The following is a 22905-nucleotide window of genomic DNA, read 5'->3' as shown; positions in this document are numbered from 1 at the left end:
GTCGTACACGTCGTTCGATGGGCCGGCCTGGGGCCGATACTCAGCTGGCAAGTCGTCGTCGTGCGTCGGCGAGCCTGGCGAGCACGGTCGAGTCGACCACGTCCGCGCCCACCTGGATGCGCAGTCCCCCGAGGATCTCGGGGTCCACGGTCACGTTGAGCTGCAGGTCCTGCCCGTACGCCTGCTGCAAGATGCTGCCGAGGCGCTCCAGCTGGGCCGCCGACAGCTCGCTGCCCGACGTCACGGATGCCACGAGGCGCTCACGACGGGCGGCTGCGAGATCGGCCACGTGGCCGAGCGTCGCGACGAAGCGGCGACCGCGGGGGGCCTCCGCCGCGCGTCGGGCCACCGCGAGGGTGGCGCCGGCGACCTTGCCCCGCAGGAGGTTCTCCGCCAGGTCGGCGCGCTTGTCGCCGGGGACCCGGGGGTCGAACAGCGCCTGCCGCACCTCGCGCTGGCCGACGAGCGACCGCGTGATGCGGAACAGCTCGTCCTCGACCCGCTCGAGCTGCCCGCCGGCCTGCGCCGACACGAGCAGGGCGTCGAAGCCCAGCCGCTCGACGGCGTCGACCAGGTCCTCGGCCGACGACCAGTGCGCCTGCGCGAGCAGGGTCACCACGTCGACGACGCGCTTGTCGGACCGGGCGAGCACGCCCGCCACCAGGCCGGCCTTGGCGCCCGACTCGATGGACTGGTCCGACAGGGTCCGCCGCAGCGAGCCCGAGGAGTCCAGCGCGTCCACGACGGCGAACAGCTGCTCGCCGAGCGTGATCGCCTGCGTGCCCGCCGCGGCCAGCACCGGCTCGAACCGGACCTGTGCCGCGGACAGGGACGCCAGACTCGTGCCGCGCATCAGTTCTCCTTGCCTGCGCTCGTCGCTGCCGTGGACGCCTCGAGGTCGGCCAGGAAGCGGTCGACCACGCGCGACTGCCGCGCGGCGTCCTCGAGCGACTCGCCGACGATCTTGGAGGCGAGGTCGGTGGCGAGCGCACCCACGTCGGCACGCAGCGAGACCGCCGCCTGCTGACGCTCGGCCTCGATCTGGCGCTGGGCCGTCTCGACCGTACGCGCCGCCTCGGAGGCTGCCTTCGCCTTGAGCTCGGTGACGATGGCACCGCCCTCGGCGCGGGCGGCCTCCTTGATGCGGGCGGCCTCCGTGCGGGCGTCGGCGAGCTGCTGCTCGTACTCGGCACGCAGGGCAGCGGCCTCGGCCTGGGCGGCCTCGGCGTGCTGCAGCCCGCCTTCGATCTTCTCCGTGCGCTCATCGAGGATCGCCTGGAACTTCGGCAGGGCGTACTTGATGAACACGAGGCCGATGATCACCACGATGACCAGGGACCAGACGATGTCGTAGGTCTCCGGCAGGAGGGGGTTGATCTCCTCCGTCTCGGTGGCCGCCGCCACGCTGTGCGCGGCAGCGACGAGCTGCGCGGTGATCACTTCAAGAAGAACGGCGTGGCGATGGCGAGCAGAGCGAGGATCTCGATGAACGCCAGACCGATGAACATGGTGGAGCGCAGCTGGCCGGACATCTCAGGCTGGCGCGCCATGCCCTCGATCGTCTTGCCGAACAGGATGCCGAGGCCGATGCCGGGGCCGATAGCCGCGAGACCGTAGCCGACGAGGGCGAGACCGGTGATTTCCACTGGATCTGGTTCCTTTCATCTGCGCGCCGCTCGGCGCGTCCGTTGCGGGCGACGACCCGGGGATCAGGCCGTCGCGGGGTCGATCAGTGCTCTTCGACGGTCGCCATCTGCAGGTAGACGGCCGTGAGGATCGCGAAGACGTACGCCTGCAGGGCTGCGACGAAGACCTCGAGCAAGAAGAACCCGAAGCCGGCGACGAAGGTCACGACGCCGAAGGCCTTGAGACCGGCCGAGGCCTCGAAGAGGAGGAAGGACGTGGCGGCGAAGCACAGCGCCAGCAGGAGGTGACCCGCGAGCATGTTGGCCAGGAGCCGGATGACCAGCGTGGCGGGCCGCAGGATGAAGACCTGCAGGAACTCCACCGGGGTCAGCAGGATGTAGATGGGCCACGGGACGCCCGGGGGGAACAGGCTGTGCTTGAGGTAGCCACCGACGCCGAACTTCTTGACGCCCTCGTACTGGTACACGACGTAGACCCAGAGCGCGAAGATGATCGGCAGGCCGATCACCGAGGTGCCCGCGATGTTGAGGAACGGGATCACGCCGGTGATGTTGAAGACGAGCACGGCGAAGAAGATCGTCGTGATCATCGGGACGTACTTCTTGCCCTCTTTCTCACCGAGGATCTCGTACGCGATCGCGTTGCGGCAGAAGTCCAGGCCCATCTCGAGGATGTTCTGGAAACGGCCGGGGACCAGCTTCGCGCGCCGGGCGCCGATGACGAACACCAGCAGCAGCGCGATGACGGCGACGAACCGGACCAGGATGATCCGGTTGATCTCGAACGGGGTGCCCTCGAACAAGATGGCCGGCGGGAAGAAGTCGATGAGCGACGGGGCGTGGAAGCCCCCGCTACCGTCTTCCTCCGCGGCGAGCGGCAGGATCGTCGCAAGGCTGAACAGGGCGGTCTCCTGTGGTCGTGGGCGCCGAGTGCCGCATCAATGCGGGCACGAGCACGGCGTCGGGCCGTCTTGGATGGGAGGAAGCCTAACCTATGAACCGGCTTGGTCCGGACCCGCCCCGGCGTTGCCCGACGGCCCCTGAGAGGGTGCCTGACCCGCCGCCGGCTCGAAGTAACCGACCCGTCCGCGCGACACCGCGCGGGCGTCCAGGACGGCCGACCCGATGACCCCGAGAAGCATGACGATGGCCAGCACCTGGGGGTTGTAGAAGTCGAGCGGCTTGAGCGCCACGAGCAGCACGATCACGACGATGATCTTCACCAGCCAGGCGCCGAGGATGACCGCCATCATGGTCGCGGGCGCCGAGTGCGTGGTGCGCTGGACCGAGATCACGGTGGTCCCCGAGAACAGCAGCGCGACGCCGACGCCGATGAGCGCACCCCAGACCCCGGGCAGGCCGTCGACGAGGTAGCCGACGAGCACGCCGGCCACCGTGAGGACGCTGAGCAGCAGGAGCATGTCGCGCAGCGCCTGGCGGAAGACGAGGTCGGTCGACGACGGGGTCGCGGGGGTGGTGCTCATCGTGGTGCAGCCTCCAGAGGCGGTGTGGCGGCCCGGCCGCGCAGCGGTCCGAGCGTCAGCAGGATGGCGGCGAGCACGGCTGCGCCGAAGGCGATGAGCACCACGGTCGTCGACCAGCGGACGAGGGCGGCGACCCCGAAGGCGAACACCGCGGTCCACACGTACATGATCGCGACGGCCCGGCGGTGGGAGTGGCCGAGCTGCAGCATCCGGTGGTGCAGGTGCATGCGGTCGGGGTGGAACGGCGACTTGCCGGCGCCGACGCGGCGGACGATCGCCAGCCCCATGTCGAGCAGCGGGAGCAGCAGCACCGCGAACGGCAGGAGCATCGGCAGGAACGCGGGGAAACGCTGCCGCTGGAGCACCTGCTCCGGGTCGATCTGCCCCGTGACCACGATGGCCGCGGCGCTGAACACGAAGCCGAGCAGCATCGCACCCGAGTCGCCCATGAAGATGCGCGCCGGGTAGACGTTGTGCGGAAGGAAGCCGATGCACGCGCCGACCAGCACGGCGAGCACCAGCGTGGCCAGGTTGGCGTTCGCGTAGGCGCCCGGGTTGGCGCCCTCGGTGAGCAGGTACGCGTAGAGGAAGAACGCCGTCCCGCCGATGGCCAGCACCCCGGCCGCGAGCCCGTCCAGGCCGTCGACGAAGTTCACGGCGTTCATGGCGATGACCACGGTGAGCACCGTGAGGAACATCGCCATCCGGGTCGAGCCGAGGGTCGGCATGCTGCCCGTCGGCAGCTGGTAGACGAGCACGCCCTGCCAGGCCAGGAACCCTCCCGCGAGCACCTGACCCATGAGCTTGGTCAGCCAGTCGAGGTCCCAGATGTCGTCGGCGACGCCCAGTGCGCACACGATCGCGGCGCCGCCCACGATGCCGACGAGCGGCCGCGGGTTGGAGTAGACGCCGGCGAGGAACGGCAGCCGGCTCGCCATGATGATCGCGACGAGGATGCCCGCGAACATGGCCATGCCGCCCAGCCGCGGCGTCGGGATGGCGTGCACGTCGCGGTCACGGACCGCGGTGATCGCCCCCCAGCGCAGCGCGCACCACCGGGCCACGGGGGTCATCAGGTACGCGACCGTCGCGGAGATCATGAGGGCGAGCAGGTAGACCCTCACGCGGTGGTCCCCTCGACGGGGGTGACCTCGCACAGCTGCTCGAGGCTCAGCGCGCCGGCCCGGACCAGCCGCAGCGTGGCACCCGTGGCGTCGACGATGCTCGAGGCGACCTGGCCCGGGGCGTCGCCGCCGTCGAGGTAGACCGCGACGGACTCGCCGAGCTGGTCGTACGCCTGCTGGGCCGTGACCGCCGCGGGCGAGCCGGTGGTGTTGGCGCTGGAGACCGCGAGCGGACCCGTGCGGCGCAGCAGCGCCAGGGCGGTCTCGTGGTCGGGGACGCGCAGCGCGACCGTGCCGCGCGTCTCCCCCAGGTCCCAGGCGAGCGACGGCTGCGCGCGGACGATGAGCGTCAGCCCGCCCGGCCAGAACGCCTCGGCCAGGGCTCGCGCGCCCGCCGGCACGTCGGTGGCCAGGCCGTCGAGCGTGCGCACGTCCGGGATGAGCACCGGCGGGGGCATCTGTCGGCCCCGGCCCTTGGCGTCGAGGAGCGCCTGCACGGCGGGCGGGGTGAAGGCGTCGGCGGCGATCCCGTAGACCGTGTCCGTCGGCAGCACGACGAGGCCGCCGCGCGACAGGGCGTTGACCGCCTCGTCGAGCGCGGGGCCCCAGGTCGTGGGGTCGCTCGCGGGGGTGATCCGGTCGTTCACGGCGCCGAGTCTGTCACGTGGAGGCGAGGGTCCCGGCGCGCGACGAGCATCCGGGGGCGGCCGGTGAGGTCCGGGCGGGACTCGACGTCGACGAACGCGCCCATGGCGAGCGCGTCGGCGCGCGCGGCGGCGTCCTGCACCTCGGCGTGCTCCATGACGAGCAGCCCGCCCGGGACCAGCAGCCGCGCGGCGGCGCGCAGGACCGCGCGCGGCACCTCCAGGCCGTCGACGCCACCGCCGTAGAGGGCGAGGTCGGGGTCGTGGTCGCGCACCTCGGGATCCACCGGCTCGGCGTCCGGCGGGATGTAGGGCGGGTTGGCGACGAGCACGTCGACCGTGCCGTCGAGCTCGCTCAGCAGCGTCGGGTCGGCGACGTCGCCGTGCTCGACGCGCAGGGTCGCGCCGTTGTGCTCGGCGTTGCGCCGCGTGAGGTCCACGGCCTCGGGCGACAGGTCCACCGCGACGACCCGCGCGCCGGGAACCTCGGTGGCCACCGCCACGGCGATGCCGCCGGCGCCGCAGCACAGGTCGACGACGAGCGGGTCGGTGAGCCGGGCCGCCTCGTCGATCGCGACCTGCGCGACCACCTCGGTCTCCGGCCGCGGGACGAAGACCCCCGGCTCGACCAGCAGGGTCAGGTAGCGGAAACCGGTGGTGCCGACGAGGTGCTGCAGCGGCTCGCGCAGGCGGCGCCGCTCGACGAGGCCCGCGAACTTCTCCGCGAAGCCGTCCGGCACCAGCGGCGCCACCGCGAGCTCGAGCCGCTCCCGCCCGAGCACGTGCGCGGCCAGCGCCGTCGCGTCGTGCCGCGGCGATGGCACGCCGGCCTCGGCGAGCAGCCGCGTCGCACCCTCGACCAGCGCGCGCATGTCGGGTCCGGTCATGAGTCGCCCGCCGCGGCCAGGCGGGCGGCCTCGTCGGCGTCGATCGCGGACTGCAGCACGGGCCCCAGCTCGCCGCCCAGGACGGTGTCGAGGTTGTACGCCTTGTAGCCCGTGCGGTGGTCGGCGATGCGGTTCTCCGGGAAGTTGTACGTCCGGATGCGCTCCGAGCGGTCGACCGTGCGGACCTGCGACCGGCGGGCCTCGCTCGCGGCGGCCGCGGCCTCCTCCTGGCGGGCGGCCAGGATCCGGGCGCGCAGCACCCGCATTCCGGCCTCCCGGTTCTGCAGCTGCGACTTCTCGTTCTGCATGGACACGACGATGCCCGTGGGCAGGTGCGTGATGCGGACGGCGGAGTCGGTGGTGTTGACCGACTGCCCGCCCGGGCCGGAGGAGCGGTACACGTCGATGCGCAGGTCGTTCGCGTCGATGGCGACCTCGGCCTCGTCCTCGGCCTCGGGGAACACCAGGACGCCGGCCGCGGACGTGTGGATGCGGCCCTGCGACTCGGTGACGGGGACCCGCTGGACGCGGTGCACGCCGCCCTCGTACTTCAGGTGCGCCCAGACGCCGTCCTCGGGCGCGACCGTACCGCGGGCCTTGATCGCCAGCTGGGCGTCCTTGTAGCCGCCGAGGTCCGACTCGGTGGCGCCGAGCAGCTGGGTGGCCCACCCCATCTTCTCCGCGTACCGCGTGTACATCCGCAGCAGGTCCGCGGCGAACAGGGCGGACTCCTCGCCACCCTCCCCCGCCTTGACCTCGAGGATCACGTCCCGCGCGTCGTCGGGGTCGCGCGGGATGAGTACCTCGCGCAGCCGGGCGGACGCTGCGTTCGCGGCCTCCTGCAGGCTGGGCAGCTCGGCGGCGAAGCTCTCGTCGACCTCGGCCAGCTCGGCCGCGGCGTCGGCGTCGTCGGCCGCCGCCCGCCACGCGGTGTACGCCTGCGCGACCCGGCCGAGCTCGGCGTACCGGCGGCCCAGCCTGCGCGCGTTCGCCGCATCAGCGTGCACCGCGGGGTCGGCCAGCTGAGCCTCGATCTGCGCGTGCTCGGCGAGCAGCGGCTCGGCGGCGGCGAATGCCTCGCTCATCCTCGTGTCCTCTGGCTCGATCGGGCTCCGACAACGACGCAGCGCCGGTGCCCTCGCGGACACCGCCATGGAGGGCGGTCGTCCGCGCCGGGCACCGGCGCTGCGGGAGTGCTAGTTGGCGGCCTTCTTGCCGTAGCGCGCCTCGAACCGGGCCACGCGGCCACCGGTGTCGAGAATCTTCTGCTTGCCCGTGTAGAACGGGTGGCAGGCGCTGCAGACGTCGGCGTGGATCTTGCCGGAGGTCACGGTCGAACGCGTGACGAAGGTGCTGCCACAGGTGCAGGTGACCTCGGTCAGGACGTACGCGGGGTGGATGTCAGCCTTCACGAAAACTTCTCCTCGGGTGGATGTCTCCGGGTCCGGACGCGCGAGACGGCGCCGGTGAACCGCAGACCAGCGAACCATTGTGCCAGAACAGCGGGACCGCCCGAAATCATCCCGCGGCGCTCGCCCCATGAGGTGCGTCACGCCGCTCAGAACGCCTGCGCGTCGAGCCTGGCCAGCTCCTCCTCGACATCGAAGTCCGCAGGTGGCCAGCCGAGGTGCAGGCCCTCGAGCGCGTCGCGCAGCAGGCGCCCGACCGCCAGCCGGGCGTACCACTTGTTGTCCGCCGGCACCGCGTACCACGGCGCGTGGTCCGTGCTCGTGCGGTCGAGGACGGCCTGGTACGCCTCCCGGTACGCCGGCCACTTGGCCCGCTCGTCGATGTCGCCGGGGTTGAACTTCCAGTACTTGTCCGGGCGCTCCAGGCGCTCGCGCAGCCGGGCCTTCTGCTCCTCGGGCGAGACGAGCAGGGCCACCTTGACGATCACCGTGCCCGAGTCGACGACCTCCTGCTCGAACGCGTTGATCTCGTCGTACCGCGGCTCCCACACCTCGGGCGGCACCAGCTTGTTCACGCGCACCACCAGCACGTCCTCGTAGTGCGACCGGTCGAACACCCCGATGTGCCCGCCGCTGGGCAGCGCCTCGCGGATGCGCTGGAGATAGTGCTGCGACCGCTCCTTCTCCGTCGGCACCCCGAAGGAGTGCAGCTGGACGCCCTGCGGGTCCACCAGGCCGAGCACGTGCCGGACGATCCCGCCCTTGCCCGCGGTGTCCATGCCCTGCAGGACCAGCAGCACCGAGCGGTTGCCACCCGCCCGGCCCTGGGCGAAGAGCCGCTCCTGCGCGTCGCTCAGGTGCTCCCCGTCGGCGACCAGCCGCTTGTCGGCCGCCTCCTCGCTGTGCTCCCAGCCGGGCGTCGCGGACAGGTCCGCTCTCGCCAGGTCGTACCCGGGCCTGACGCGCAGGACCTCGCGCGGGGGTGTGCTCCACGACTTCGCCATCGAAACGCCTCCTGGGTGCGCAGCGGACGAGTGCACGGTAGCGGGACGACGACGGCCCCGCTCCCCTGACCGGGGAACGGGGCCGCGCGCACGTCAGGTCAGTCGCTGCCGGGCGTCGTCTTCTGCACCTGGAGCAGGAACTCGACGTTCGACTTGGTCTCGCGGAGCTTGCCGATGAGCAGCTCGATGGCCTGGGTCTGGTCGAGCGCACCCATGACGCGGCGCAGCTTGTAGATGATCTTCAGCTCGTCGTGCGGCATGAGGATCTCCTCGCGGCGGGTGCCCGACGCGTTGACGTCGACCGCCGGGAAGATGCGCTTGTCGGCCAGGCCGCGGGAGAGCCGGAGCTCCATGTTCCCGGTGCCCTTGAACTCCTCGAAGATGACCTCGTCCATCTTGGAGCCCGTCTCCACCAGCGCCGAGGCGAGGATGGTGAGCGAGCCGCCGTGCTCGATGTTGCGGGCCGCGCCGAAGAACCGCTTGGGCGGGTACAGCGCCGAGGCGTCGACACCACCCGACAGGATGCGCCCGGACGCCGGGGCGGCCAGGTTGTAGGCCCGCGAGAGCCGGGTCAGCGAGTCCAGCAGCACGACGACGTCCTGGCCCAGCTCGACCAGGCGCTTCGCGCGCTCGATGGCGAGCTCGGCGACGATCGTGTGGTCCGAGGCGGGGCGGTCGAAGGTCGAGGCGATGACCTCGCCCTTGACCGTCCGCTCCATGTCCGTGACCTCTTCGGGGCGCTCGTCGACGAGCACGACCATGAGGTGGACCTCGGGGTTGTTGGTCGTGATCGCGTTCGCGATCTGCTGCATGATGATCGTCTTGCCCGCCTTGGGGGGCGCGACGATCAGGCCGCGCTGGCCCTTGCCGATGGGCGCCACGATGTCGATCACGCGCGGCGACAGCTTGCCGGAGTCGCTCTCGAGGCGCAGGCGCTCCTGCGGGTACAGCGGCGTGAGCTTGTTGAACTCGGGGCGCACGCGGGCGCCGTCCGGCTCCAGGCCGTTGACCGAGTCGAGGCGGACCAGCGCGTTGAACTTGCTGGGCCGGTTGCCCTGCGGCGGCTGCTGCTCGCCCTCGCGGGGCTGGCGCACCGCGCCGGTCACGGCGTCGCCGCGGCGCAGGCCGTAGCGCTTGACCTGGTTGAGCGAGACGTACACGTCGTTCGCGCTGGGCAGGTAGCCCGTGGTGCGGACGAACGCGTAGCTGTCCATCAGGTCGAGGATGCCGGCGACGGGAAGCAGGACGTCGTCGTCGTTGACCTCGATGTCGTCCAGGCCGGCGAGCTCGCCGGGGCCTGGACGGCCGCGCGTGCCGCGGCCCTTGCGGTCCCGGTCACGGTCGCGGTAGCGGTCACGCGAGCGCCGACGACGGCCGCCGCGCTCGTCGAGGCCGTCCTCGTCCTGGTCGCGGCGCGGCTGCGTGCCCTGCTGCGGGTTGGCCTGCTGGACGGTGCCGCCCTGCTGACGGTTGCCCTGCTGGGTGTCGCGCTGCTGGCTGCCCTGGCGCTCGCCCTGCTGGGTGTCGCGCTGCTGACGCTCCTGGCCGTTGGCCTGGGTCGGCTGGCCGTTGGTCTGGGCGCGGTCGGCCTCGTCGCCCTGCGGGGCTCCGGCGCCGCGACCGGCCCGGCGCGAGCGCCGCTCCMCGGTCACTCCCCCGACGGCGTCGGCGGCGCGCGCGGCACGGTCGTCGCGGTGCTCGACGGGCGCGAGCTTGGCGTCGAGCGCGGCCTCGAGGCCGGCCAGCGCGTCGCCGCGCGGCGCACGTGCGGGGCGCTCCTGCGCGGGGGCGACGTCCTGCGAGGCGGCGGGGACGTCGACCGTCAGGTCGAGCTGGGGCGCGTCGGTGCGCGGCGCGCGACCGCGACGCACAGGGGCCTCGGCCACCGCGACGGTCTCGGCACGGCGCGGCTCGAGGGCCTGCGGCCGAGAGCCGCCGCGGGCGTCCGAGATGGCCTGGACGAGGTCACCCTTGCGCATCTTGGACGTGCCCTTGACGCCCAGCTCGGACGCCATCGCCTGCAGCTCGGGCAGGCGGAGCGCCGAGATCCCGGCGCCGCGGGCGGACCCGCCGGACGTGCTCACGGCGGGCTCGATGGTGTCTGTCACGAAGGACCCTTCCCCTCGTCGGTGGCCGGGACCCGATGGGACGGGGATCGGCCGACGTCCGGTCGCGGTGACCGAGACGGTGCTGGAGCCACACACACTGCGTACGACGACGTCTGCGCACGGTGGGCTGGATCGTTCCCGGATCGTCTACTCACTCTGAGGCGGCCGGTCACTGACGACACGGGCCACCGGAGGACGAGATCCGGGGAACGCATCGATGCTATCACTGTCGGCTTGGCCACCCTCCCGGGTGAACGACCGGCGCGTACTTCACCCGGTCAACCCACCCGCTGGACGGTCGCGCCCTCGCGATCCACCGGGAGCGGCAGGATCTGCCAGCCCCCCATGGCACCGCCGAACGCGGCACGCACGGCATCGTCTGCGTCGGTCGACACGACGCCCTCGGCGGGGTTCGTGCTCCCGAGCCGCCGCGCGAGCACCAGGACCGTCGGCCCCGCGCCGGACACGACCGCGGCGACGCCGTGGGCCCGCAGGACGTCGACGAGCGCGAGCGAGCCCGGCATCACCGTGCGCCGGTACTCCTGGTGCAGCCGGTCCTGCGTGGCGGCCAGCAGCAGGTCGGGGCGGCGGCCGAGGGCCTCGACCAGCAGCGCGGACCGGCCCGCCTGGAACGCGGCGTCGGCGTGGGAGACCGTCGCCGGAAGGACTCCGCGGGCGGCCTTCGTGGAGAGGTGGTGCGGTGGGACGACCGCGAGCAGCGCGAGATCGTCGTGCACCGCGAGGTCCACCGCCCGGAACCGCTCGTCGTGCCAGGCGAGGGTCGCGCCGCCGAGCACCGCGGGCGCGGCGTTGTCGGGGTGGCCCTCGATCCGCGCCGCGAGGTCGAGCGCGACGTCGTCGGACAGAGCGTCGGGGTCCGCGATCAGCCCGCGGGCCGCGACGATGCCGGCGACGACGGCCGCGGCGGACGAGCCGAGACCGCGGCCGTGCGGGATCCGGTTGTGGCACACCAGGTGCAGGCCGGTCTGCGACGCACCGACCAGGTCGAGGGCGGCCCGCAGCGAGCTGACGACCAGGTGCTGCTCGTCGTCGGGAACCTGCCCGGCCCCCTCGCCCGTGACCTCCACCTTGACGCCCGGCGAGGCGAGCGCCCGCACCTCGAGCTCGTCGTACAGCCCGAGGGCGATGCCCAGCGCGTCGAACCCCGGTCCGAGGTTGGCGCTGGTGGCGGGGACGCGGACGCGGACGTGGTCCGCACCCAGGCGCATCGCGGGCCTCAGTCCAGGCCGAGGGCGGTGGCGATGGACACCACGTCCGACGAGATCCGCACCGGCACGACGTCGCCGCCGTCCGGGGTGCGCAGCGCCCACTGCGGGTCCTTGAGGCCGTGCCCGGTCACCGTGATGACGATCCGCGCGCCGGCCGGCACGCGACCCTCGTCGCTCAGACGCAGCAGGCCCGCCACGCCGGACGCCGACGCGGGCTCCACGAAGATGCCGACCTMGGCGGACAGGACGCGGTGCGCGGCGAGGATCTCCTCGTCGGTGACCGCCTCGATGAGGCCGCCGGACGAGTCCCGCGCCTCCTCGGCCTGCAGCCAGGACGCGGGGTTGCCGATGCGGATCGCCGTGGCGATGGTCTCGGGGTGGTCGATCGGGTGGCCCTTGACGAGGGGGGCGGCGCCCGCGGCCTGGAAGCCCCACATGATCGGCGTGCGCGTGGCGAGGGCCGTGTGCTCCGCGCCGGCGTCGAGGCCCGCGTACTCGCGGTAGCCCTTCCAGTACGCGGTGATGTTGCCGGCGTTGCCGACGGGTAGCACGTGGATGTCCGGGGCGTCGCCCAGCGCGTCGACGATCTCGAACGCGGCCGTCTTCTGGCCCTCGATGCGGTCGGGGTTGACCGAGTTCACCAGCTCGACCGGGTACGCCTCGGCCAGCTTGCGGGCGGCGACCAGGCAGTCGTCGAAGTTGCCGTCGACCTGCAGCAGCGTGGCGCCGTGCGCGACGGCCTGGCTCAGCTTGCCCATCGCGATCTTGCCGTCCGGCACGAGCACCGCGCAGACCATGCCGGCGCGCGTGGCGTAGGCCGCGGCCGACGCCGACGTGTTGCCCGTGGACGCGCAGACGACGGCCTTGGCGCCGCGGCCGGCCGCGGCCGACATCGCCGTCGTCATGCCGCGGTCCTTGAACGAGCCGGTCGGGTTCATGCCCTCGACCTTGATGAACACCTCGGCGCCCGTGCGCTGCGAGAGCGTCGGCGACGGGACGAGCGGCGTGCCGCCCTCCCCCAGCGTGACGATGCGCTCCTGGACGTGGGCGGGCAGGCGGTCGGCGTACTCGGCGATGACGCCGCGCCACTGGTGGGCCATCAGGCTCCCTCGACTCTCAGGACGGACACGACACGGCGGACGACGTCGAGGCCGGCGATGGCGTCGACGGTGCTGCGCAGCGCGTGCTCGGGGGCGACGTGCGTGGTGATGACCAGGCGCGCGAAGTCGGCGTCGGGCGTCTCCTTCACCGGCGACTGGCGCACGGCCTCGATCGACACGTCGTGCGACGCGAGAACGGTGGCCACCTGAGCGAGGACGCCCGGACGGTCCGCGACCTCGAGCCGGACCTGGTACCGGGTCCGCGCGGCGGAAGCGGGAAGCACGGGCAGCTCGGCGTACCGGGACTCGACGGGGCCCTTGCCGCCGAGCACGCGGTGGCGGGCCACGGAGACGACGTCGCCCAGGACGGCCGACGCCGTGGGCTCCCCGCCCGCGCCGCGCCCGTAGAACATGAGCTCGCCGGCGGCCTCGGCCTCGACGAACACCGCGTTGTAGGCGCCGCGCACACCGGCCAGCGGGTGGCCGACCGGCACGAGCGCGGGGTGCACCCGGACCTGCACGCCCTCGACAGGCGCGCCGGCTGTGTCGTCGATGACCCCGCGCTCGGCGATGGCGAGGAGCTTGAGGACGTAGCCGGTGCGCTGCGCCCACAGGACGTCGTCGGCCGTCAGCGACGTGATGCCCTCGCGGGACACGTCGTCGATGGACACGCGCGTGTGGAAGGCGAGCGAGGCGAGGATGGCCGCCTTGGCCGCGGCGTCGTACCCCTCGACGTCGGCCGTCGGGTCCGCCTCGGCGTAGCCCAGCGCCTGGGCCTCCTTGACCGCCTGGTCGAGGTCGAGGCCCTCCGACGCCATCTTGTCGAGCACGTAGTTGGTGGTGCCGTTGACGATGCCGAGCACGCGGGTCACGCGGTCGCCCGCGAGCGACTCGCGCACCGGGCGCACGATCGGGATGGCGCCGGCGACGGCGGCCTCGAAGTACAGGTCCACGCCCGCCTCGTCGGCAGCGGCGTAGAGCGTGGGACCGTCCTGCGCGAGGAGCGCCTTGTTGGCGGTGACCACGGACGCGCCGCCGGCGATCGCCCGCAGCAGCAGGCTCCGTGCGGGCTCGATCCCGCCCATCACCTCGACCACGACGTCGGCGCGCTCGACGAGCGACTCGGCGTCGGCAGTCAGCAGCGCGCGGTCGACGATCGCGTCGCGGGGGGCGTCGACGTCGCGGACCGCGACCCCGACCAGCTCGAGCGGCGTCCCGACCCGGGAGGCCAGGTCCGACGCCTGCGTCGTGAGCAGCCGCACCACTTCCGTGCCGACCACGCCGCAGCCGAGGACGGCGACGCGCAGGGGCGGGTGGGCGGCAGGCACGGGCGAGGACACGGGGCCTCCAGTCGGAGCGGGCGGGAGCGGACCCAGGATAGGGGTGCGTCCGCCTGGCGGGACGGGTGGTCCGACGGGTGGTCGGGCACCGCCACGCGCAGGCGCAGCCACCGGTCGAGGGAGCGCGGGTCCGGTCAGCCCTGGTCGAGCGCCAGCAGGTCGTCCTCGGTCTCGCGGCGCACGAGGACCCGGGAGGTCCCGTCGGCGACGGCTACCACCGGCGGGCGCGGGACGTGGTTGTAGTTCGACGCCATCGACCGCCCGTAGGCGCCCGTCGCGGCGACCGCCAGCAGGTCGCCCGCGCGGACGTCGGCGGGCAGCTGCACCTCGTGCACGACAATGTCGCCGCTCTCGCAGTGCTTGCCGACGACGCGCGCGAGCACGGTGTCGCCGCTCGCGAGCCGGCCGACGACCTCCGCGTGGTACTGCGCCCCGTAGAGGGCGGGCCGGATGTTGTCGCTCATGCCGCCGTCGATGGACACGTAGGTGCGGGTGCGTCCGTCCTCGATCCGGACGGGCTTGACCGTGCCGACCGTGTAGAGCGTGAGGCCGGCGGGGCCGACGATCGCGCGGCCGGGCTCGATGGCGAACCGCGGCAGCGGCGTGCCGAGCTCCGCGGCGCTCGCCGCGACCGAGGCCGCGACGTCCTTGGCGATCCGGTCGGGGTCGAGCGCGACCTCCCCGGGCAGGTACGCGATGCCGTAGCCGCCGCCGAGGTCGACCTCGTCGACCAGCACGCCGGTCCGCTCGGCCAGCTGGGCGCGCAGCGTCAGCACCGCGCGCGCGGCGACCTCGAAGCCCGACGGGTCGAGGATCTGCGAGCCGATGTGCGAGTGGATGCCCAGCAGCCGCAGCTCGGGCCGCGCCAGCACCGCGAGCAGTCCGCGCATGGCCGGGCTGTCGCCCTGCGCCGACGCGATCGAGAGGCCGAACTTCTGGTCCTCGTGGGCCGTCGAGATGTACTCGTGGCCGCCCGCGTGCACGCCCGTGGTCACGCGGACCATCACGGGCGCGGGTCGGTCGACGGAGGCGGCGTCGGCGACCCGCTCGATCTCGACCAGCGAGTCGACGATGATCCGGCCGACCCCGGCGTCGAGCGCCCGCGCAATCTCCGCGTCCGACTTGTTGTTGCCGTGCAGGCCGATGTCCGCGCCGGGGACGCCGGCGCGCAGCGCGACGGCGAGCTCGCCGCCCGTGGCCGTGTCGACGCGCAGGCCCTCCTCGTGCACCCAGCGCGCGACCGCGACCGACAGGAACGCCTTGCCCGCGTAGTACACGTCGACGCCGGCGCCGATCTCGGCGAACGCCGCCTCGAACGCGCGCCGGTAGCCCCGGGCGCGGGCACGCAGGTCGGCCTCGTCGAGGACGTAGGCGGGCGTGCCGTGCGCGGTGGCGAGCATCCGGACGTCGACGCCGCCGACGCTCACGACGCCGTCGGCCGCCCTCGCGACACCGGCGGACCAGGGTTCGCCGGGGATCGAGGTGCTCACATGCGGTCCGGGGCGGTGACGCCGAGCAGGCCTAGCCCGTTCGCGAGGACCTGGCGGGTGGCGTCGTTGAGCCAGAGCCGGGTGCGGTGCGCGTCGGTGACGGGTTCGTCGCCCTCGGGGACCACGCGGCGCTTCTGGTCGTACCACTTGTGGTACGACCCGGCGAGCTCCTCCAGGTAGCGCGCGACGCGGTGCGGCTCGCGCAGCTCGGCAGCCTGTGCGACGACCCGCGGGAGCTCCGCGATCTGCCCCAGCAGCACCGACTCGCTCGGGTGGTCGAGCAGCGAGGCGTCGAAGCCGTCCTCGCGGCGCACGCCGGCGTCCGCCGCGTTGCGGGCCACGCTCGACGTGCGCGCGTGGGCGTACTGGACGTAGAACACCGGGTTCTCGTTCGTCGCGCGCGTCAGCAGGTCCAGGTCGAGGTCGATGCTCGAGTCCGCCGACGAGCGCGCCAGCGCGTACCGGGCCGCGTCCACGCCGACGGCGTCGACGAGGTCGTCGATGGTGACGACGGTGCCGGCGCGCTTGCTCATCCGGACGGGTGCGCCGTCCTTGACCAGGTTCACCAGCTGCCCGATGAGGATCTCGAGGTTGACGCCGGGGGTGTCGCCGAACGCGGCGCAGACCGCCATCATGCGACCGATGTACCCGTGGTGGTCGGCCCCGAGCATGATCACGACGCGGTCGAAACCGCGCTCGCGCTTGTCGAGGTAGTACGCGATGTCGCCGGCGATGTACGCGGCCTCGCCGTTGGACCGGATGATCACGCGGTCGCGGTCGTCGCCGAACGTCGTCGTGCGCAGCCACACCGCGCCGTCGGCCTCGAAGATGTGGCCGAGCTCGCGCAGGCGGGCGATCGCATGGTCGACGGCGCCCGACTCGTGCAGCGAGTCCTCGTGGAAGTAGACGTCGAAGTGGACGCCGAAGTCCTCGAGGGACTTGCGGATCTCCGCGAACATCAGCTCGACGCCGCGAGCCCGAAAAGCTTCGTTGGCCTCGTTCGCGCTCAACGTGCGCGGGTCGGGCTCGCCGGCGGCCAGGGCGTCGGCCACCACCTGCTCGGCGATCTCGCTGATGTACTGGCCGCCGTACCCGTCCTCGGGCGCGTCCTGGCCCAGCGCGCGGGCGAGCAGCGAGCGCGAGAAGCGGTCGATCTGCGCGCCGTGGTCGTTGAAGTAGTACTCGCGGGCGACGGACGCGCCGGACGCCTGGAGCACGCGCGCGAGGCTGTCGCCCACGGCTGCCCAGCGCACGCCGCCGATGTGCAGCGGGCCGGTCGGGTTGGCGGAGACGAACTCGAGGTTGAGCGAGACGCCGGCCAGCGTCTCGTTCTGGCCGTACTCCGCGCCCTGCTCGACGACGGAGCGGGCCAGCTCTCCGGCCGCGGACGCCTCGAGCCGGATGTTGAGGAAGCCGGGGCCGGCCACCTCGACCTCGGACACTCCGGGGGTGTTGGCCAGGCGGCGCGCCAGCTCCTCCGCGAACGCGCGCGGGTTGGTGCCGGCCTTCTTCGCCAGCTGCATCGCCACGTTGGTCGCCCAGTCCCCGTGCTCGCGCTGCCGGGGTCGCTCGAGGTGCACGGTCGCGGGGATCGCGGCGGGGTCGAGGGCGAACGTGCCGTCGTCGACGGCGTGCACGAGGGCGGCCTTGAGGGCCTCGGAGAGCTGGGCGGGAGTCACCGGAGAAGGGTACCGAGCCGCCGGGAGCGGTTAGGCAGCGGGCTTCGGGCCGAGCATCGTGGGTCGGCAGGCGAACCAGCCCGCCACGAGCAGGAGTCCGACCAGGCCGAGGAGCACGAGGAACGGCTCCCGCCACGAGCCCGTCGCGACGTGCAGGACGCCGATGCCGACCGGCCCGACGACCGCGAGCCCGTACCCGACGCCCTGCACCATCCCGGACAGCGCGACGGCGATCGCGGGCGTGCGCGACCGCAGGCCGATGAGCGCGAGCATGATCGGGAACGAGCCGGGGCCGATGCCGACCAGCACCATCCACACCGCCGTCCCGTGCGCCGGAGCGAGCATCAGGCCGAGCAGCCCGACCACCCAGCACGCGACGAAGCCGACCACCAGCGGGTACGGGTTGCGCATCCGGGCGGTGAGCACGGGCGAGACGATGGACGCCGGCAGGCCGAGGATCGCGAAGACGGCGAGCCATCGCCCGCCCACGTCGGCGCCGAGGTCGGCGTCGGCCAGGATCTCCGGCAGCCAGGCGAACAGCACGTAGGTGCAGGTGGTGTTGGCGAAGAAGGTCAGCACCAGGGCCCAGGCAAGCCGCGAGCGCCACACGATCCGGCTCTCCTCCGCGCCCGCGCGCACCAGCGCCGCCGGTCGGTCGGTACGCGGCGCCCGTCGCACCAGGTTGCGCAGGTGCGCGCGCGCCGACACGGACTGCGCGATCACGACCACCCACGGCACCACGGCCGCGAACCCGAGGATCGCCCACATCCCGACCGACACGCGCCAGCCCACCGCCTGGGCCACCGGCAGCGCCACCAGGGGCGGGACGGCCGCGCTCACGGACATCGCCACGGAGTACGCCGCCGTGACCGTCCCGATGCGGTCGGGGAAGTACCTCTTGACCAGCGGCGGGAGCAGGACGTTGCCCATCCCGAGGCCCCCGAGCGCGACCACCGACCACGCCAAGAACGCCGGTGCCCCGTCGGCCAGCGCCCGCAGCAGCTCCCCGCTCATCGAGAGCAGGAGCGCGAGGATCATCGTCGGTTCGAGGCCCAGGCGGCGGGCCAGCGGCGTGGCCAGCGAGCCGAAGACCGCGAAAGCCGCTACGGGGATGGTGCCCAGCAGCCCCACCTGCGTCGCCGTGAGCGCGAAGTCCTCGCGGACCACCCCGATGATCGGCGAGACCGCCGCCACCGCGATGCGCAGGTTGAGCCCGACGAGGACGATGCCCGCGAGGACGACGAGCCGGCCGCGCCAGGGCGCGGGCGAGGGGGTCGACGGGCGCACGGGCACCTCTCTGCTCGGTGTCGGCGCGGGCCCGCAGATCATCCGTATGGGGGTCTGGCGCCGGCCGACCCGCCAGTGTTGACTGCACCGCATGCCTGGACACGGAGCGTAACCGGATGGCGCGACGGACCGGACTGATCGACACCGCAGTGGACGAGCTCCGCGGCCGGATCGAGTCGGAGCAGTGGCCGGTGGGGTCTCGGATCCCGCCCGAGCCCGCCCTCGTGGACCTGCTCGGCGTCGGCCGCAACACGGTGCGCGAGGCCGTGCAGTCCCTCGTCCACGCGGGCCTGCTCGAGCGCCGCCAGGGCTCGGGCACCTACGTGCTGTCGCGCTCCGAGCTCGCGGTGACCATGGGTAGGCACATCGCCGACGCCCGGCAGCGCGACGTCGTCGAGGTGCGCCGAGCCCTCGAGGTCGAGGCCGGCCGCCTGGCCGCCCGACGACGCACGGCGGCGGACGCGGCCGGCCTGCTCCGGCGTCGCGACGAGCGCGCGACGGCCTACCAGGCGGGCGACCTCGACGCGATGGTKGCCACCGACCTCGACCTGCACCGCGCGATCGTCCGCGCGACCGCCAACCCCGTCCTCGTCTCCCTCTACGAGAACCTGCTCGACGCGATCGGCGAGAACATCCGCTTCAACTTCGTCACCGACACCCACGGCCACGACGCCCACGACGCCCTGGTCGAGGCCATCGTCGCGGGAGACGACGGCCGGGCCGCCAGCGAGACCACGCGGTACCTGTCCGCCCTGCTGGGCGAGTGAGCGACGGCTGGTAGTGTCGTGCACCGCATCGACCCCCGGGTCGGTGTGCCCGCCCGCGTAGCTCAGTGGATAGAGCGTCTGCCTCCGGAGCAGAAGGTCGAAGGTTCGAGTCCTTTCGCGGGCACACTCACTGCAGTTCGTCAGGCCTCGTCGAGCCGGGCGCGCAGCTCGTCATCGAGCACGAGGTCCAGCGCGCCCAAGGACTCGTCGAGCTGCGCCACCGAGTGGGCGCCGACGATCGGGATGACGGGCGTCGGGCCGCCGAGCAGCCACGCGAGCGCGACCTGGTTCGCCGTGGCGCCGACGTCGCGCGCGACCTCGTGCAGCACCTCGACCCGACGCCGGCTGCTCGGGTGGTCGGCGCCGCCGAACAGCGGCTTGTCGGCACGCGTGTACGCCCCCTGGTGCAGCGGCGAGTACACGGTCACGGCGAGCGGCGGGCGTCCGTCGGCCCCTGTGGACGCGGCATAGTCGAGCAGGTCGCCGGACACCCAGCCGGACCGGAACGGCGTCGGGCTCGGGTACACGTAGCTGCCTTGCTGCTGGACGAGGCCGTACGGCTCGACGCCCAGGCGGACGGCGGTCTCGCGTGCCTCGACGACGCGCCACGTCGTGACGTTGGAGATGCCCGGCACGCCGATCACCCCGTCGGCCACGAGCTTGCCGAAGGCTCCGACGGTCTCCTCCAGGGCGGTGTCGCGGTCGTCCACGTGCCCGTAGAAGACGTCGATCCGGTCGACGCCCAGGTGTCGCAGGCTCGTCGCGGCCTCACGGTGGATGGTCTCGGCGGCCAGGCCCTGGAAGTTCGTCGGCGGTGTGTTCGACAGGGGCAGCGCCGGGTCCTTCTTGGCGGCGCCGCACTTCGTCGCGATGCGGACGCGGTCCCGCAGCCCGCGCGACGCCAGCCAGGCGCCGATCACGTCCTCGCTCTCGTGTCCGTGGCCGCCGGCGTCCCAGGCGTCGTAGTTGTTCGCGGTGTCGAGGAACGTGCCGCCGGCATCCACGAAGCGGTCGAGGACGTCGAAGGCCGTCTCGCGCGGGGTGTGCGTGCCGAAATGCATGGTGCCGAGGCACAGGACGCTGACGTCGGTGGAGGTGGGTCCGGAGCCGATGGTGCGCTGCTGCATGGTGTTCTCCTCGTGGATCTGGTGACAGATCCGACGCTAGGCGCGCAGCGGACCGGGAGTACGGTCCATTTCTGTGGCAGACGACCAGACCAATCGGTGGGTCGGCGACGCGCTCGTGACCATCGAGGGCGGCCAGCCGGTCCACGTCGCGCTCGAGCGCGCCCTGCGTACCGCCGTCCGCGAGGGACGCCTCCGCCCGGGCGACCCGGTGCCGCCGAGCAGAGCACTGGCGAGCGACCTGGGCGTCTCGCGGTGGGTGGTCACGCAGGCGTACGGCGGCCTCGTGGCCGAGGGGCTGCTGGAGGCTCGCACGGGCGCGGGCACCCGCGTCGCGTCCACGTCGTGGCCCACCCGCACGCCGGCCCGGGCTCCCGACCGCGCGGTCGCGCCGCGGCCCGCGTTCGACCTCGGGCCGGGCGTGCCGGACCTGCGCCACCTGCCGCGCGCGGCCTGGGTCTCGGCAGTGCGCACGGCCGTCGCGTCCGCGACCCCGGGCGACCTCGTCGCGCCGGACCCTCGCGGTGTGCCCTCGCTGCGGCAGGCGCTCGCCGATCGACTGACCGTCACGCGTGCGGTGCTCGTCGATGCGGACGCCGTCGTCGTGACGCACGGCGCAGCGGACGGCATGACACGCCTGGCGAGATCCCTGCGCGCCGCGGGCCACGACGCCGTGCTCGTCGAGGACCCGAGCTGGCCACGGCTGCGCGACGTCGCCGCGGCTGCCGGCCTGCACCCGGTGCCGGTGCCGGTCGACGAGGACGGGGTGGACACCGACGCGCTCGTGGCGGCGGCCGAGCGCACCGGCGCTCGCGCCGCGCTGGTGACCCCCTCGCACCAGTTCCCTGTGGGCGCCGCGCTCGTCCCGGCGCGGCGCGAGGCGCTCGTCCGGTGGGCCCGCTCCGTCGACGGCGTGATCGTCGAGGACGACTACGACGCCGAGTTCCGCTACGACCGCCGCCCGGTGGCGGCCCTGCGCGCGCTCGCGCCGGACCGCGTCGCCCTGCTGGGCTCGTGGAGCAAGACGCTCGCTCCGGGGCTCGGCGTGGGATGGCTCGTCCCTCCTGACGACGTCCCCGCCGCGCGCGCGGGGCTCGACGTCGACGCGGGCGCTCCGCCGTCGCTGCACCAGCTCGCCTGCGCCGCGCTGCTCGCCGACGGCGGCTACGACCGGCACCTGCGGTCGGCCCGCGCTCGGTACCGGCGCCGACGGGCGGCGCTGCTCGCCGCGCTCGAGCGCTGGCTGCCGGGCCTGCCCGTGACCGGCCTGGCCGCGGGACTGCACGTCGTGCTGGGGCTGCCGTCCGGAGCCGACGAGGACCGCGTGGCCAGGCTGGCCGCGCGACGCGACGTGCGCGTGGTGCCGGCGGGTCGCTATCGCGTCGGGACCACGGCCCGCCCCCCGGCGCTCGTCATCGGGTACGGCAACCTGGTCGACGCGCGGCTCGACGAGGCGGTGGCCCGCGTGGCCGCGGCCGTCAGCGAGGCGGCGTCGTCCGGAGGACGCGCACGAGCTCCGAGAGCTCGCGAGTCATGGCCGACGCCGTCGGTGCCCTGAGAAGGTGGAGGCGTTGCCGCCGGAGGCATGGTCCCCACGGGGCAACGTCGATACAGTCGCAGGCGGCCAGCCCCGACAGGAGGACGCGATGGACTCCACACTCGATCTCGACGGATACCACCCCGGGGCAGAGGACAACCTCCGCGAGTACATCGATCGCCTCGTGGCCGAGGGCTACACCGTCTCGGGCGGCGAAGGGGCGGACCCCGTCCTCATCGACCCGGGCGGCAAGGCCGTCGAGACGTGGCGCGAGGACTACCCGTACGACGAGCTGATGGATCGCGAGGAGTACGAGGAGGCCAAGTACCGCCTGCAGATCGAGCTGCTCAAGCTGCAGTACTGGGCGGAGGACAACGGCGAGCGCCACATCGTCGTGTTCGAGGGCCGGGACGCGGCCGGCAAGGGCGGCACGATCAAGCGGTTCATGGAACATCTGAACCCGCGCGCGGCACGCGTGGTGGCGCTGACCCAGCCCACGACCACCGAGCAGGGCCAGTGGTACTTCCAGCGGTACGTCAAGCACTTCCCGACCGCCGGCGAGATCGTGCTGTTCGACCGGTCCTGGTACAACCGCGCGGGCGTCGAGCGGGTGATGGGCTTCTGCACCGACGACGAGTACGAGTCGTTCATGAGCCAGGCCCCGGAGTTCGAGCGGCTGATCGTCGCCGACGGCACCCACCTGACCAAGTTCTGGTTCTCGGTCACCCGCCGCGAGCAGCGCACCCGCTTCGCGATCCGGCAGATCGACCCCGTCCGCCGCTGGAAGCTCTCACCGATGGACCTCGAGTCGCTCGACCGCTGGGAGCAGTACTCCGCGGCGAAGGAGGCGATGTTCGAGGGCACGGACACCGACCCCGCGCCGTGGATCGCGATCCGCAGCAACGACAAGAAACGCGCCCGGCTCAACGCGATGCGCTACTACCTCAGCCAGTTCTCCTACGAGGGCAAGGACGAGGCCGTCATCGGCGAGGTAGACCCCCTGATCGTCCAACGCGGCCGTCAGACGGTCGGCGACTGAGAGGCAC

At 73.1% G+C, this 22905-nt stretch carries 22 protein-coding genes and 1 tRNA gene; 4 read left to right on the top strand and 19 right to left on the bottom strand.

Going from position 1 to position 22905, the window contains the following annotated elements; genetic code table 11:
• Nucleotides 1-40: 40 nt before the first annotated feature.
• From ACXJKA_RS01295 to ACXJKA_RS01210, 18 genes are all read right to left on the bottom strand, one after another.
• The gene (locus ACXJKA_RS01295) at nucleotides 41-853 is read right to left on the bottom strand and encodes a F0F1 ATP synthase subunit delta (protein WP_456823344.1); all 813 of its coding nucleotides are present in this window, start codon (nucleotides 851-853) and stop codon (nucleotides 41-43) included.
• Nucleotides 853-1437 (bottom strand): F0F1 ATP synthase subunit B, encoded by a 585-nt coding sequence (locus ACXJKA_RS01290; protein WP_456823377.1) that lies wholly within the window; start codon nucleotides 1435-1437, stop codon nucleotides 853-855. Before ACXJKA_RS01290 ends, ACXJKA_RS01295 begins: the two co-directional genes overlap by 1 nt.
• A complete protein-coding gene (atpE, locus tag ACXJKA_RS01285) occupies nucleotides 1437-1646 on the bottom strand; it encodes an ATP synthase F0 subunit C (RefSeq protein WP_370504580.1) in 210 nt (69 codons plus the stop codon). The genes ACXJKA_RS01290 and atpE overlap by 1 nt, the downstream gene beginning before the upstream one ends.
• Before the next feature lie 83 nt (nucleotides 1647-1729).
• A complete protein-coding gene (gene atpB, locus ACXJKA_RS01280) occupies nucleotides 1730-2548 on the bottom strand; it encodes a F0F1 ATP synthase subunit A (protein ID WP_456823376.1) in 819 nt (272 codons plus the stop codon).
• 90 nt (nucleotides 2549-2638) lie between these two features.
• Nucleotides 2639-3130: a hypothetical protein gene (locus ACXJKA_RS01275; protein ID WP_456823343.1), complete on the bottom strand. Its 492-nt coding sequence runs from the start codon at nucleotides 3128-3130 to the stop codon at nucleotides 2639-2641.
• The gene (locus tag ACXJKA_RS01270; RefSeq protein ID WP_456823342.1) at nucleotides 3127-4254 is read right to left on the bottom strand and encodes a glycosyltransferase family 4 protein; all 1128 of its coding nucleotides are present in this window, start codon (nucleotides 4252-4254) and stop codon (nucleotides 3127-3129) included. Before ACXJKA_RS01270 ends, ACXJKA_RS01275 begins: the two co-directional genes overlap by 4 nt.
• The gene (locus tag ACXJKA_RS01265) at nucleotides 4251-4901 is read right to left on the bottom strand and encodes an L-threonylcarbamoyladenylate synthase (protein WP_456823341.1); all 651 of its coding nucleotides are present in this window, start codon (nucleotides 4899-4901) and stop codon (nucleotides 4251-4253) included. Before ACXJKA_RS01265 ends, ACXJKA_RS01270 begins: the two co-directional genes overlap by 4 nt.
• Nucleotides 4898-5785, bottom strand: a complete 888-nt coding sequence (gene prmC / locus ACXJKA_RS01260) for a peptide chain release factor N(5)-glutamine methyltransferase (RefSeq protein ID WP_456823340.1) — start codon at nucleotides 5783-5785, stop codon at nucleotides 4898-4900. The genes ACXJKA_RS01265 and prmC overlap by 4 nt, the downstream gene beginning before the upstream one ends.
• The gene (gene prfA, locus ACXJKA_RS01255; protein ID WP_456823339.1) at nucleotides 5782-6870 is read right to left on the bottom strand and encodes a peptide chain release factor 1; all 1089 of its coding nucleotides are present in this window, start codon (nucleotides 6868-6870) and stop codon (nucleotides 5782-5784) included. Before prfA ends, prmC begins: the two co-directional genes overlap by 4 nt.
• Before the next feature lie 111 nt (nucleotides 6871-6981).
• Entirely contained in the window at nucleotides 6982-7197 is a 216-nt protein-coding gene (rpmE, locus tag ACXJKA_RS01250; protein WP_456823338.1) for a 50S ribosomal protein L31, read from the bottom strand.
• A 146-nt stretch (nucleotides 7198-7343) separates the two neighbouring features.
• A complete protein-coding gene (locus tag ACXJKA_RS01245; RefSeq protein ID WP_456823337.1) occupies nucleotides 7344-8198 on the bottom strand; it encodes a PPK2 family polyphosphate kinase in 855 nt (284 codons plus the stop codon).
• Between the two features lie 98 nt (nucleotides 8199-8296).
• Nucleotides 8297-10306 (bottom strand): transcription termination factor Rho, encoded by a 2010-nt coding sequence (rho, locus tag ACXJKA_RS01240; protein ID WP_456823336.1) that lies wholly within the window; start codon nucleotides 10304-10306, stop codon nucleotides 8297-8299.
• 278 nt (nucleotides 10307-10584) lie between these two features.
• Nucleotides 10585-11535, bottom strand: coding sequence for a homoserine kinase (gene thrB, locus ACXJKA_RS01235; RefSeq protein ID WP_456823335.1), 951 nt, complete (start codon nucleotides 11533-11535; stop codon nucleotides 10585-10587).
• Nucleotides 11536-11543: 8 nt separating this feature from the next.
• On the bottom strand, nucleotides 11544-12635 hold the full coding sequence (gene thrC, locus ACXJKA_RS01230) for a threonine synthase (RefSeq protein ID WP_456823334.1): 1092 nt from the start codon (nucleotides 12633-12635) through the stop codon (nucleotides 11544-11546).
• Nucleotides 12635-13975, bottom strand: coding sequence for a homoserine dehydrogenase (locus tag ACXJKA_RS01225; RefSeq protein ID WP_456823333.1), 1341 nt, complete (start codon nucleotides 13973-13975; stop codon nucleotides 12635-12637). Before ACXJKA_RS01225 ends, thrC begins: the two co-directional genes overlap by 1 nt.
• Before the next feature lie 134 nt (nucleotides 13976-14109).
• On the bottom strand, nucleotides 14110-15465 hold the full coding sequence (lysA, locus tag ACXJKA_RS01220; protein ID WP_456823332.1) for a diaminopimelate decarboxylase: 1356 nt from the start codon (nucleotides 15463-15465) through the stop codon (nucleotides 14110-14112).
• Nucleotides 15462-17144: an arginine--tRNA ligase gene (gene argS / locus ACXJKA_RS01215; protein WP_456823331.1), complete on the bottom strand. Its 1683-nt coding sequence runs from the start codon at nucleotides 17142-17144 to the stop codon at nucleotides 15462-15464. Before argS ends, lysA begins: the two co-directional genes overlap by 4 nt.
• Before the next feature lie 30 nt (nucleotides 17145-17174).
• Nucleotides 17175-18431 carry an MFS transporter gene (locus ACXJKA_RS01210; protein ID WP_456823330.1) on the bottom strand — a complete coding sequence of 419 codons (1257 nt, stop codon included), beginning with the start codon at nucleotides 18429-18431 and terminating at the stop codon, nucleotides 17175-17177.
• Nucleotides 18432-18547: 116 nt separating this feature from the next.
• Here ACXJKA_RS01210 and ACXJKA_RS01205 point away from each other — a divergent pair, with 116 nt between their 5' ends.
• Both ACXJKA_RS01205 and ACXJKA_RS01200 read left to right on the top strand, forming a co-directional pair.
• On the top strand, nucleotides 18548-19198 hold the full coding sequence (locus tag ACXJKA_RS01205) for a FadR/GntR family transcriptional regulator (protein WP_456823329.1): 651 nt from the start codon (nucleotides 18548-18550) through the stop codon (nucleotides 19196-19198).
• A gap of 51 nt (nucleotides 19199-19249) precedes the next feature.
• A tRNA-Arg gene (locus ACXJKA_RS01200) sits at nucleotides 19250-19322 on the top strand.
• Nucleotides 19323-19338: 16 nt separating this feature from the next.
• Here ACXJKA_RS01200 and ACXJKA_RS01195 read toward each other — a convergent pair.
• Nucleotides 19339-20325 (bottom strand): aldo/keto reductase, encoded by a 987-nt coding sequence (locus ACXJKA_RS01195; RefSeq protein WP_456823328.1) that lies wholly within the window; start codon nucleotides 20323-20325, stop codon nucleotides 19339-19341.
• A 73-nt stretch (nucleotides 20326-20398) separates the two neighbouring features.
• Between ACXJKA_RS01195 and pdxR the strand changes: the two genes are divergently transcribed.
• Both pdxR and ppk2 read left to right on the top strand, forming a co-directional pair.
• Nucleotides 20399-21880 carry a MocR-like pyridoxine biosynthesis transcription factor PdxR gene (gene pdxR, locus ACXJKA_RS01190; RefSeq protein WP_456823327.1) on the top strand — a complete coding sequence of 494 codons (1482 nt, stop codon included), beginning with the start codon at nucleotides 20399-20401 and terminating at the stop codon, nucleotides 21878-21880.
• Between the two features lie 88 nt (nucleotides 21881-21968).
• A complete protein-coding gene (gene ppk2 / locus ACXJKA_RS01185; RefSeq protein WP_456823326.1) occupies nucleotides 21969-22898 on the top strand; it encodes a polyphosphate kinase 2 in 930 nt (309 codons plus the stop codon).
• The last annotated feature ends 7 nt before the right edge of the window (nucleotides 22899-22905 follow it).

This window comes from Cellulomonas sp. P5_E12 (assembly GCF_054049315.1).
This window is presented reverse-complemented; position numbering and strand designations above follow the sequence as displayed.